The 11,811-nt window shown below is 59.3% G+C and carries 12 protein-coding genes; 5 read left to right on the plus strand and 7 right to left on the minus strand.

Going from position 1 to position 11,811, the window contains the following annotated elements; translation table 11 throughout:
* Positions 1-71: 71 nt before the first annotated feature.
* A complete protein-coding gene (locus tag BLR16_RS03855; RefSeq protein ID WP_003371946.1) occupies positions 72-1,001 on the plus strand; it encodes a LysR family transcriptional regulator in 930 nt (309 codons plus the stop codon).
* Here the strand turns inward: BLR16_RS03855 and pstB are convergent, their stop codons facing one another.
* The 4 genes from pstB to pstS all read right to left on the minus strand — a co-directional run bounded on the left by pstB (position 1,002) and on the right by pstS (position 4,758).
* Positions 1,002-1,781 carry a phosphate ABC transporter ATP-binding protein PstB gene (pstB, locus tag BLR16_RS03860; RefSeq protein ID WP_002553918.1) on the minus strand — a complete coding sequence of 260 codons (780 nt, stop codon included), beginning with the start codon at positions 1,779-1,781 and terminating at the stop codon, positions 1,002-1,004.
* Positions 1,781-2,665, minus strand: a complete 885-nt coding sequence (pstA, locus tag BLR16_RS03865) for a phosphate ABC transporter permease PstA (RefSeq protein WP_003435912.1) — start codon at positions 2,663-2,665, stop codon at positions 1,781-1,783. Before pstA ends, pstB begins: the two co-directional genes overlap by 1 nt.
* Positions 2,662-3,657 carry a phosphate ABC transporter permease subunit PstC gene (gene pstC / locus BLR16_RS03870; RefSeq protein WP_003371940.1) on the minus strand — a complete coding sequence of 332 codons (996 nt, stop codon included), beginning with the start codon at positions 3,655-3,657 and terminating at the stop codon, positions 2,662-2,664. The genes pstA and pstC overlap by 4 nt, the downstream gene beginning before the upstream one ends.
* Before the next feature lie 81 nt (positions 3,658-3,738).
* Positions 3,739-4,758, minus strand: a complete 1,020-nt coding sequence (gene pstS / locus BLR16_RS03875; RefSeq protein ID WP_003371938.1) for a phosphate ABC transporter substrate-binding protein PstS — start codon at positions 4,756-4,758, stop codon at positions 3,739-3,741.
* A gap of 519 nt (positions 4,759-5,277) precedes the next feature.
* Here pstS and BLR16_RS03880 point away from each other — a divergent pair.
* Positions 5,278-5,565: a hypothetical protein gene (locus BLR16_RS03880; protein WP_003371935.1), complete on the plus strand. Its 288-nt coding sequence runs from the start codon at positions 5,278-5,280 to the stop codon at positions 5,563-5,565.
* A gap of 110 nt (positions 5,566-5,675) precedes the next feature.
* Entirely contained in the window at positions 5,676-5,978 is a 303-nt protein-coding gene (locus BLR16_RS03885; protein WP_074806017.1) for a hypothetical protein, read from the plus strand.
* Here the strand turns inward: BLR16_RS03885 and BLR16_RS03890 are convergent.
* Positions 5,954-7,657: a VRR-NUC domain-containing protein gene (locus BLR16_RS03890; protein ID WP_074806015.1), complete on the minus strand. Its 1,704-nt coding sequence runs from the start codon at positions 7,655-7,657 to the stop codon at positions 5,954-5,956. The genes BLR16_RS03885 and BLR16_RS03890 overlap by 25 nt on opposite strands.
* Positions 7,658-7,825: 168 nt before the next feature.
* Here BLR16_RS03890 and BLR16_RS03895 point away from each other — a divergent pair, with 168 nt between their 5' ends.
* Positions 7,826-8,344, plus strand: coding sequence for a nucleoside 2-deoxyribosyltransferase (locus tag BLR16_RS03895; RefSeq protein WP_003371929.1), 519 nt, complete (start codon positions 7,826-7,828; stop codon positions 8,342-8,344).
* A gap of 9 nt (positions 8,345-8,353) precedes the next feature.
* Here BLR16_RS03895 and BLR16_RS03900 read toward each other — a convergent pair whose 3' ends face one another.
* Positions 8,354-9,256 carry a LysR family transcriptional regulator gene (locus BLR16_RS03900; RefSeq protein ID WP_092194104.1) on the minus strand — a complete coding sequence of 301 codons (903 nt, stop codon included), beginning with the start codon at positions 9,254-9,256 and terminating at the stop codon, positions 8,354-8,356.
* A 106-nt stretch (positions 9,257-9,362) separates the two neighbouring features.
* Here BLR16_RS03900 and BLR16_RS03905 point away from each other — a divergent pair, with 106 nt between their 5' ends.
* A complete protein-coding gene (locus BLR16_RS03905) occupies positions 9,363-10,451 on the plus strand; it encodes an AbrB family transcriptional regulator (protein ID WP_074806011.1) in 1,089 nt (362 codons plus the stop codon).
* 33 nt (positions 10,452-10,484) lie between these two features.
* Here the strand turns inward: BLR16_RS03905 and BLR16_RS03910 are convergent, their stop codons facing one another.
* Complete coding sequence (locus BLR16_RS03910; protein ID WP_060707936.1) at positions 10,485-11,729, minus strand: D-mannose isomerase; 1,245 nt, start codon at positions 11,727-11,729, stop codon at positions 10,485-10,487.
* Positions 11,730-11,811 lie beyond the last annotated feature (82 nt).

Here is an 11,811-nt window from a genome sequence, read left to right on the forward strand (position 1 = left end):
GCAAAATGCTGGACGCCTTCTGCGTGGACTGCCTAGACTTGGCCGTCCAGGTCTGATGCCAAGGAACAGCAATGAATCGAAATGAACTGCGCAAGGCCGACATCAACCTGATGGTGGTATTCGAAACATTGATGCAGGAGCGTAACGTCACCCGCGCAGCCGAAAAACTGTTTCTCGGCCAACCTACGATAAGCGCTGCCTTGAATCGCCTGCGCAGTCTGCTCAATGATCCACTGTTCATCCGCGTCGGCCATCGCATGGAACCCACCGCGCGCGCTCACGAGATTCTCAAGCACCTGACGCCTGCGCTGGACGCCATGTCCACAGCGCTCAGCCTGACCACCGACTTCGACCCGTCGGTCAGCAAGATGACCTTTCGCATCGGCCTGACCGATGACGTCGAATTCGGCCTGCTGCCGGCGATGCTCAAGGCCATCCGCCAGGAAGCGCCCGGCGTGGTGATCGTGGTCAAGCACGTCGACTACCTGAATATTTCCGAGGTGCTGATGTCCGGCGATATCACCGTTGGCGTCTGCCTGACCCGTGAACTGCCCGCCAATGCCAAGCGCAAGACGCTGCGTAACGTGCAGCCGAGGCTGGTGCGCGCCGACAAGCCTGCCAGCCCCATGAGCCTGGACGAATACTGCTCGCGCCCACATGTTGTGGTGTCGCACGTCGCGAGTGTCAGCAGTTTCGCCGATGAGTGGCTGACCGCGCTGGGGCGCAAGCGTCAGGTGGTGTTGTCGGTGCCGCAGTTCGCCACCCTGCCCGCATTGATGGCCGGCACCGACATGATTTCGGGGCTGTCCGACTATGCGGCAAAGGCCATGAGCGCATTGGGCTTGCTGTATGACGAGCCACTGCCCTTCCCCACACCGGGGCTGGACCTGTCGATGACGTGGCTGAGTGTGATGGACAGCGACCCTGCCGAGCGTTGGCTACGCAGCAGGATCGAGGAGTTCATGGGCGAGCGCCAGGAAGCGCCCGCCCTGGCCGGATGATCAGCCGAAACGACCAGTGATGTAATCTTCGGTCTGGGTCTTGGAGGGCTTGGTGAAGATGGTATCGGTGTCGCCGTGCTCGATCAGTTCACCCATGAACATGAAGGCGGTGTAGTCGGAGCAACGCGCCGCCTGCTGCATGTTGTGAGTCACGATGATCACGGTGAACTGCTCTTTAAGCTCGGTGATCAGCTGTTCGATACGACCAGTCGAGATCGGATCGAGCGCGGAGGTCGGCTCGTCAAGCAGCAATACCTGAGGACGCAGCGCGATGGTGCGGGCGATGCACAGACGCTGCTGCTGACCACCGGACAGACCGGTCGCGCTCTGCTTGAGCTTGTCCTTGACCTCGTCCCACAAGGCCGCGCCACGCAGGGCCTGCTCGACGCGATCTTCCATTTCCCGACGCGACAGTTTTTCGTGGTGTTTGATGGCGTAGGAAATGTTGTCGTAGATCGACATCGGGAACGGCACCGGCTTCTGGAACACCATGCCCACATGACTGCGCAGGCGGTTCATCGAATAACCTGGGGCCAGGATGTTTTCGCCATTGAGCAGCACTTCACCACGCGCCTCCTGCTTCGGGTACATCGCGTAGATGCGGTTGAAGACGCGCAGCAGGGTCGATTTACCGCAACCCGACGGGCCGATGATCGCCGTGATGCGCTTCTCGGGGATGGTCATGTCGATGGACTTCAACGACTTCTGGTTGTTGTAGAAAAACTCCAGACCGCGCACTTGGATCTTGGTTTTTTCGTTGGCCAGGGAAAGGTTGTTCATCAGGACGCCCTATTGCGCAGAAGAATTAAGCGAGACAGCAGACTCAGTATCAGTACGAACAACGTCATGACCAGCGCACCGGCCCATGCCAGGGAGTGCCAGTCATCGAACGGGCTCATGGCGTACTGGAAAACCACCACCGGAACACTGGCGATTGGTTTGAGCAGATCGCTGCTCCAGAACTGGTTGCCGAAAGCGGTGAACAGCAGCGGCGCGGTTTCGCCGGTGATGCGTGCCAATGCGAGCAATACGCCGGTTACCACACCAGCCTTGGCCGCGCGAAGGACGATTTGCAGGGTCAGCTTCCATTGCGGCACACCCAGCGCCAGCGCAGCTTCACGCATGGTCGAGGGTTGCAGTTGCATCATCTCGTCAGTGGTACGCACCACCACAGGGATCACCAGCAATGCCAGCGCCAGCGCACCGGCAATCGCTGAAAAGCCCACCTGATGGCCTGTCACCGCGTTGAGTGGCAGTACCACGACGGTGTAGACGAACAGACCGAGCACAATCGAAGGTGCCGACAGCAGGATGTCGTTGATGAAGCGCACGGCGTTGCCCAGTTTGGTGTAGCGGGCAAACTCGGCCAGCCAGATGCCGGCCATCAGGCCGATCGGCGTACCGATCAGCAGGCCGATGCCGGACATCAGCACACTGCCGTAGAACGCGTTGGCCAGTCCACCTTCGGTACCAGGCGGCGGAGTCATGCCGGTGAACAGTTGCAGGTTGAGCGCGTCGATGCCCTTGATGATAGTGGTCAGCAGAATCCACACCAGCCACAGCAGGCCGAAGGCAGTGGCACCACAGCTGAGCACCATCGCAATCTTGTTCTTGATGCTGCGAACCCGATACAGGTGCTCGCTGCCGGTCACATCCTTACTCATAACCCCTCCTTACGCGAAAGGCGCGACAGCATCAGGCGTGCAAGGGCCAGCACGATGAAGGTGACGACGAACAACAGGAAGCCAAGGGCGATCAGTGCCGAACGGTGCAAGTCGGTGTAAGCCTCGTTGAACTCGTTGGCGATCACCGAAGCGATCGAACTGCTCGGCATCATCAGCGAAGCCGAGAACTGATGCGCGTTGCCCAGTACGAAGGTTACCGCCATGGTTTCGCCGAGCGCGCGCCCCAGCCCCAGAAACACACCGCCGACCACGGCCGAACGGGTGTACGGCAGCACGATATCCCAGACCACTTCCCAGGTTGTACCGCCCAGTGCATAGGCCGACTCTTTGAGGGCCACGGGCACGGTGCGGAAGACTTCCTGCATCACCGAGGTAATGAACGGCGTGATCATGATCGCCAGTACGATACCGGCGGTCAGCATGCCGATACCCAACGGCGGCCCTTGGAACATCGGACCGATCAGCGGCAGTGCGCCAAGGTTTTCGGTGATCCACGGCGACAGGTGTTCAGCCATGAACGGGCCGAAGACGAACAGCCCCCACATGCCGTAGATGATCGAAGGGATACCGGCCAGCAGCTCGATGGCCGAGGCGATCGGCATGCGCAACCAGGGCGGCGCCACTTCGGTAAGAAAGATTGCAATGCCGAAACTCACCGGTACGGCGATCAGCAAAGCCAGAAAAGAGGTCACCAGGGTGCCGTAGATCGGAACCAGAGCGCCAAACTTGCCGGCGTTCACGTCCCACTCGGTACTGGTCAGAAAGCCAAACCCGAAAGTCTGGAATGCCAGACTGCCGCCCCACAGGGTCGACAAGGCAATACAACCCAGCAAAGCAAGCACCAGCATCGCTGCAGCCTGCAATGAACGCTTGAACCACAGGTCATGACGATGATCCCGTTTGGCGCGCTTCTCGCCCTCGGACTCACCAGCGGAGACGTTAGCGGACAGGTATTGGGTGTTTTCAGTCATGTTGAGGCCACTCGCAAGGAAAAGCCCCTGTCACCGAGCCGATATCGCGGCTGATGACAGGGGTGGTACGGGTTGAATCACTTACTTGGTGAATTCCGTTTTCCAGTAGCTTTCCACGCGATCAACCAGCGATTTCGGCAACGCTACATATTCCAGTTTCTCGGCCTGCTTCTGGCCGTTTTCCAGGGACCACTTGAAGAAGTCGAAAGCAGCCGTGCTTTTCTCTTCGTTCTTGGCTTTCTTGTACATGATGATCCAGGTGGTCGCGGTGATCGGCCATGCAGCCTCACCCGGCGCGTTGGTCATGATCAGGTTGAAGTCTTTGGCGCTTGCCCAGTCGGCAGTGTCGGCGGCGGCAGCAAATGCCTTGGCGTCAGGCTTGATGAATTTGCCGGCAGCGTTTTTCAACTGGGTGTAGGACAGCTTGTTGGTGGTTGCGTAGGAGTACTCGACGTAGCCGATCGAACCCTTGATCTGCTTCACGTAGGCCGAAACACCTTCGTTACCCTTGCCGCCCACGCCTGCTGGCCATTGCACGGTCGAACCGAACTTCAGCTTCTCGTTCCACTCCGGGCTGACTTTGCTCAGATAGTTGGTGAAGTTGTACGTGGTGCCCGAACCGTCCGAACGGTGAACGACGGTGATTGCGGTATCAGGCAGTTTGACGCCCGAGTTCAGCGCCGTGATTGCCGGGTCGTTCCACTTCTTGATGTCGCCCATGAAGATCTTGGCGATGGTTGGACCGTCCAGCTTCAGCTCGCCGCTTTCGACGCCTTCGACGTTGACGATCGGCACGATACCGCCGATCACGCTTGGGAACTGACCCAGGCCGCCGGCCTGCAGATCTTCTGCAGACATCGGGGCGTCGGATGCACCGAAGTCAACGGTCGCAGCCTTGATCTGGGCGATACCACCACCCGAACCGATGGACTGATAGTTGATACGGTTATCCTTGCTCTTGCTGTAGTCCTGGGACCACGCCGAAATAACCGGGTAGACGAAACTCGAACCAGCGCCTGTTACATCAGTCGCGTGAGCCACACCGCTAAGGCACAGCGATGCGATCAGAAGCGACAAGCGTTTTTTAGTCAGCAGAATCACGGTAATACCTCAGTCCAGGAGATTGTGTGGTGGTCCACTTAAGAAGGCCCGAGGCGGATTTAAAACCTCAAATGTTGCTGTTTAATGACAATCCAACGAATCGTGTCGTTAGGGGAACTTTTTTGTAAGTAATTTCCTACGTCGCCAGCTACGAAAATCCCTTCCAAACCCAATGTTTACGGGACATTTTCGACGCGCAAACCCAAATAGCCTTCTGCCACCACTCATCAGGTAGCGGAATGCCCGCTTCGTTATAAAAATGTAAGAAAGTGTGATTTTAAGAATCTTTGTAAATGACCGAGCGGTCACGTTATAGCTAAATCAACTTAAAACTTCGCTGTCGACGGCGTTAAGGGGGGGCGTGAATGACCGAAAAGAGCGCGTGATGACTCTCACGGCGGATAGCAACGGCGTAAGCATTGATGCATCGAACATATCTACCGTTCGTCGGGTTCGACGGCACCTATGGCCACTGGCCAATGACCAACGTGAGTACTTTAAAACAACGGAGTAATCATCATGATCAAGACCAAACTGACTGCCCTGACTCTTGCTGGCCTGATGGCTGTAGCTTCGGGTGCCGCCTTTGCCGAGTCGACCACCACCCCTGAAACCCCGATCAACAAGAATGCGACCAAACTGCCGGGCACCAATACCCAGCCAATGGACCGCACCTCGTCCGAGACTCCAGGCGCGCAAGCTGAAAGCAAGGAGGCGGCAGCCGAGCGTTCGATGAAGCATGACAACAAGACGACACACGGTACGCACGACAAGAGCACCACCACTGAAAAGACCAAGACTCAGTAATCAGGCGTCTTACGCGGGTAGGACCATGCCCTGCCCGCGGGTCTACCCTTCTCGCGGTACAGTTTCAGTCAACGTACTGTTTCGATCAAAGTACTCACGGAGTTTGCACCATGATCAGGAATAGATTGGGGGCGATAAGCCTGGCGACATTTTTGGCCCTGTCGGCGACCAGTGCGCTTGCAGGTTCGACCGGACCGACCAACCCGGTCAGCGACGGTCCGAAAGTCCCGGGCACCGGAATGGAAAAGAACGTCGACGGCACCAGCCCCGGCGCGCCAGGCACAAGCCCCGGCACCAAAGGCATGGACCCCTTACCGGGAAAGAACGGCAGCGTGGACGACAAGCCTCATGATTCGAAACAGCCCCATGATGCGGATCATCAGGACACTCAGGACGGGCACAAGGCCCCTTGATGACCTGACAGGTCGCTACTGACGCAGGCACTGTCGTCAGTCGCCCATTGCACGTAACACACCTCCACCGGCATGCCATGCTCGGCACAGAAGTCCAGCCAGCGCAGCTGGTTGTCCTGGAGGCGGTCACCCGGCCCCTTGACCTCGATCATTCGATAACGACGCTGCTCCGGAAAAAACTGGATCAGGTCGGGCATCCCGGTCCGGTTGGCTTTTATGTCCTGCAACAGACGACGAAACCAGCGAAGCAAGTGCTCTGCCGGCAGGCAATGAAGCGCCTGTTCCAGAAGCTCCGGCGTCAGTGCTCCCCAGAATACAAAGGGTGATTGCAGACCGTATTTGCTCTCAAAATGCTCACGAATGGTCGTCAGGTATTCATCAGACTCCAGTTGCATCAGACAGGTATCGAACAACGATGCTCTGCGCTGATAAAAGTCAGGGCTGTACAGGTCACTCGGCGCACTGTGAAACGGATGAAAGAATGCACCCGGCAACGGGGCGAAAATGGCTCGCCAGCACAGCAGCCCGAACAGTGAATTGATCAGCGCATTCTCGACGTAATGCACCTCCCCGCCCTGCTCTTCTTCGAGGTGCAGGCGTATCAAACGCTCGACACTCATGCCCGACACTGGCGTGACCTGCACGTCCAGCCGCGCAATGGCCCGCACCGTGCGCTTGCGCGCGGCAGTCAGGCCGAGCTTGCGTTGCAGGCGTGGCAACACGCGTGACAGGTGCTGGACCTCGGCATCACTTTCCGGAGCGAGACGGGCCTGCTCCGCCAGCGCCAGCGCCGCTGCGTACTCGGCGTTGCGCTCCAGCACGCGGATCTGCCTTGAACGCGCGCCGGGGTAACTCGACTGACGATACACCGCCATCGCCAGAGGCCAGTCCTGCATGCGCTCGGCCTGTTGCCCGATACGAAACAGCAGTTTGCCACGACGCATGAGCAACCACGGGTTGCCGCATTCGATGGCAATGACCCGCTCGGCCAGCGCATGCAGTTCCAGGCAGGTTTCCAGCGCTTCACGACAGGCATGCAATTGCAGGCACACATCGATATCCGCACGCTCGTTGATGCCGCGCGACTCCAGCGAAAACTCGACTTTTTCGTAGCGGTAGATACCCAGGTCAGCCAGCACGAATTCAGACCATTCCTGGTACAGATTGCCGAAGTACAGCAAGCGCAGGCGATCACACAGCGGCATGATCTTCAGGCCGAACACGGCGTCGGGCAACGTCGGATGCCATTGTTCGAGGGACTGCGGCGACGGGTACATGGGCTGCAGGCGCTCGAACCAATCCTGCTTGCGCTCTGGGCCCTTGACCGCGTGATCCTTGAAGCAGTGGCTCAACTCATCCCGACGCAGCAGCTGGAACAACTCGCTCAGGCCCAGTGGCGGAGCGGTGTCGACCCACTCCCGCGCCAGCAGCGGCAATACGGCGTCGTGAGGGTCGCCAATCTCGACATAACCGAGTTTGCTGGCCCGAAACAACACACCCTTGCGCATCACCATGCGCACCAGCAACCCCTGGGCGGGGACCGGCAGCTCGGCAAACTCGCTGATGAAGCGGCGCTCGGTTGCGTCGAGCAGGTCATCGTAGCGCCGGGCAATCCAGTCAAGGACCTGACGGAAGTTTTCCAGGTAGTAAAACGGATTGTCGAGGGGCGAAGTATTCAAGGCCAGCGTTCACATGACAAATGAGCAGACTGAACAAGGATACTGGTTATCCGTACAGATTCCAGTGCAAACGCCTGCTGATCGTGTTCGACCGATCAATGGCATGTATCGCGGGCAGACGGTCGGCCTTAGAATCGGCGCGACAACATCTGCAGCCGAGAGACGAATATGCACGCGCCACTGGTTTATCTCGCAGGCTTCGACGTGTTCAGGACCGATGCCGTGGAACATGGACGCTATCTGAAGGCTCTGTGCGCCGCACACGGACTTGAGGGTCTGTACCCGTTTGACAATGAGGTCACGCACGGACGAACAGCGCATGAAACCGCACAGCAGATTTACTCGATGAATGTCGCGATGATCCACCGCTGCTCAGCGATGCTGGTCAACCTCAACGTGTTCCGTGGCCTGGAGCCGGATTCGGGCACGGCCTTCGAAGTCGGTATGGCGGTCGCACTGAACAAGCCAGTGTGGGCGTACTTTGAACCGGTGGCGTCGCTGCGCGAACTGGTTCCCCACGATGAAAACGGTCTCGACGCCAATGGGTTTACGGTTGAAGACTTCGACCTGCCGCGCAACCTGATGCTCGCCTGCAGCTGGGCGGGCACCAGCTCAACCGTGGAGCTGGGTGCAGAGGCGCTGGCAAAGTACCTGAGTGGCTTTCAGGCCCTGCCCACAAGCGGCTGACCGGGGCGGTCAGCTCCACCCCAGAAAGTCCCCGCCGTTATCGCGCAGCATCTGCAACATGCCTTCTGCTGCGGGTGACAGGTAACCGCCCTTGCGCAACGTCACACCAATGGTGCGTTTGAGGGTGGTTTGCTCCAGCGGCACTTCACGCAGGTGCTGCATGGTCTTGCCGAACTCCAGCGACTCGCGGGCAATGAAGCTCAACAGGTTGCTGCGGGCAATCAGCCCCGGCAACAGCGAGATCGAGTTCGCTTCGATCTGCACCGTCGGCAGCGGCAGGCCATGAGCAGCGAAGGTTGCGTCCAGCCATTTGCGCGATGAAACACTCACAGGCGGCAGTACCCAGCGATACGCGCACAGGTCACTCATTTTCAACGACGGCTTGAAGATCGGATGATTTTTGCTGGCGACCACCACGGCTTCGTCCCTGAGTATGGCAAAGCTGGTGACGTCTTCACTGTCGGGCGCCAGCGCGCAAATGATCATGTCCAGTTGACCGGAGCGCAATGATTCGCGCAGCAGGTCATCCTGACCTATCACCAGTTTCAAGGTGACGTCCGGGGTGCGCTCCAACAAGGCGGACGTCAGTTTCGGCATCAAATATTCCGCCATCGTCGCGGCGCAGCCGACCCGAATGTTGCCCACCATGCCACTGGCGAAATCCCGCACCTCGCGCTGGGTCTGGGCAATGCTTTGCTGCAACTCCTTGCCGCGCGCCTGCAGCAACTCGCCCACGGGCGTCAGCTTGATCCTTCGGCCGTCACGTTGAAACAGTCGCGTTCCGAATGACTCCTCGAGGCGCTGAATGCTCTTGGTCAGCGCTGGCTGGCTGCGATTTAGCTTCTCCGCAGCACGTCCGAGATGCCCCAGCTCGGCAATGGTTTCGAAATAGGTGAGATCGCGCAGGTCCATATCTATCAACCAAAGTTATCAATTCATGATTATTAGAAAATAGACTTGATGGGTTGGGAAGTCGATACTGTGTGCATGTGATTCACCCCAATCAAGGAGAACGTCCTTGTCAAACGCTTCACGCTTTTCGCTTTCCTCCCTTTCCCCGCTGACTCAATGGGCGGGTCTGATCCTGATGGCCGGCATTGCCGGGCAACTGCTCAAACTGTTCGATATGCCTGCTGCGATGTTCCTCGGGCCGATGCTGGTCGCCATAGGCTTTGGCGTATCAGGTGCCAGCATCCGCATGCCCAAGCGGGCCTTTCAACTCGGTCAGGGCACGGTCGGCGTGCTGATCGCGCATGCCATGTCGGTCAGTGTGCTGCTCACCGCCCTTCATTCATGGCATGTCATGCTCCTGGCGACCATCCTCACGGTGGTGCTGAGCGCGGCAGTTGGACTGGTGCTGGTGCGCTTTGCCGGCATTCCGAGCAACACGGCAGCCTGGGGCACGTCACCGGGCGCGGCCTCGGCGATGGTCGCGATGTCCGAAGATTACGGTGCCGACTCACGCATTGTCGCCACCATGCAATATGTGCGCGTGGTCTGCGTGGTCACCATCGGCGCGCTGGTCAGCCATTTCATCGGCACCCCGGATTCCGCTGCGCCCCTGCACAGCGGTGCGGCTGTCTTGCCCAGCCTTGACCTTGTCGATCTGGCGCTGAGCCTTGCAGTGATTGCCGCAGGCGTGGCACTCGGCTCGCGTCTCCCGGCAGGTGCCCTGCTGGTGCCGCTGATGCTCGGCGGCGCGCTGCAACTGAGTGGCGTGATGCAGATCAGCGTTCCAGCCTGGTTGCTGCCCATCGCTTACGGTGCCATCGGCTGCTACGTCGGCCTGCGTTTCGACCGGCCAACGGTGCAATACGTCTGGAGACGACTGCCGATGATGATTCTGGCCTCACTGCTGTTGATCGTGCTCTGTGCTGTGTCGGCCTGGCTGATTGCGGTGATGATGGGCAAGGATTATCTCTCGGTATACCTGGCGACCAGCCCGGGCGGCCTGGACACCATGGCCATTATTGCCATCGATACGCATGCCGACGTCGGCTTCGTGCTGGCGATGCAGACCTTGCGCCTGTTCGGCGTGATCCTGACCGGAAGCTTCCTGGCCAGGCAGATCATCCGCCTGACCGACAAACGCATCCCTGCGCTTTGACTTCCGATCTCAAGCTCAACAGACGCTAGCCGTTCATTCCAGCCCCGCCAGGGCGCTGGCCAGGCTAGGTGCCAGCGGCAACACCGGCAATAACGTGGCCTGATAGGCGTGATAAAGGTCCGGCTTGCCGGGCCATATGTCTGCGCTGGGCTCGTTGCGCTCGTTCAGCTCATGGCGCCAACTGCCATGTTCGTGATCGATGAACAGTGTCTCGTTGAACTCCCAGAAACAGCGATACCAGTCTTCATACTGCTGCTCGCCGGTACGTTGCAGCAATGCCGCAGCAGCAGCGGCCGCTTCGCAGTGAGTCCAGTGCAGACGATGACGGACTACCGGCTGGTTCTGCCAGTCGAGGGTGTAAACGATGCCCGGGGCACCGTCGACATCCCAACCGTACCGGCAGGCATTGGCAAACAGTTGGCGGGCGTCGTCCAGCAACCATTCAGGGTTGGCGCGTCCGGCCTGACGGCGTGCAGCCTCCAGATGCAACACCAGCCGAGCCCACTCGAAAGCATGCCCCGGCGTGGTGCCGAAGGGCCGGAAACCGTCCGCCGGATTTTCCCGGTTGTAATCGGCCAGCGGCTGCCAGTCCTGGGTGAAATGCTCGACGACCTGAAAATTGTTGCCACCGGCATGCTCGTGGATAACCCGCTCGACGATGCTCAGCGCCCGGTCGAGCCACTGCGCGTCGCCGGTCACATCAGCGAGCGCGAGGAAAGCTTCGGTGCTGTGCATGTTGCTGTTGGCACCGCGGTAGGTCTCTTCATTGCTCCAGTCCCGCGCGAACGACTCACGCATGGCCCCTTCCTGCTCGCTCCAGAAATGCGTCTGGATGATCTGGATGACGTCGGACAGCAATGCCTGCGCCCCAGGCCGCCCCGCCACCACGGCGGAACTGGCCGCCAGGGCAACGAACGCATGCAGATAAGCCTGTTTGTCGGTCTTGCCGCCGTCTTCGAGCGCGGCGCTGAACCAGCCGCCATGTTCGGCATCGTGCAACGGGCCTTGCAACGCGGCGATACCGTGATCGACCAGCGCAGCACAACCGGGAATGCCCTGCGCATGGGCCATGGCAAAACAGTGGGTCATGCGCGCAGTGTTCATGGTTCCTGCGGTGGCACCGACCATCAGCCGACCGTAGTCATCAAGACTGCCAAAGCCGTTGTCCAGTCTGGAGGCCTTGGCGAAGGTCAACAGACGATTGCCTTCCAGGGCCAGCCACTGGTGATGGGCTGGCGAGCGCAGCCAACTGCTGAAGGTTTGATTATTGTTATTCATGAAGCGATGCCGCCCCCTTCGATAAGGTTGTGCCCAGACTGTACCGGAGGTCATTTCGACCGAGGGCATAATGCGCGTCCGG

This window comes from Pseudomonas sp. BS3767, assembly GCF_900099665.1.
Lineage (GTDB): Bacteria > Pseudomonadota > Gammaproteobacteria > Pseudomonadales > Pseudomonadaceae > Aquipseudomonas > Aquipseudomonas cerasi.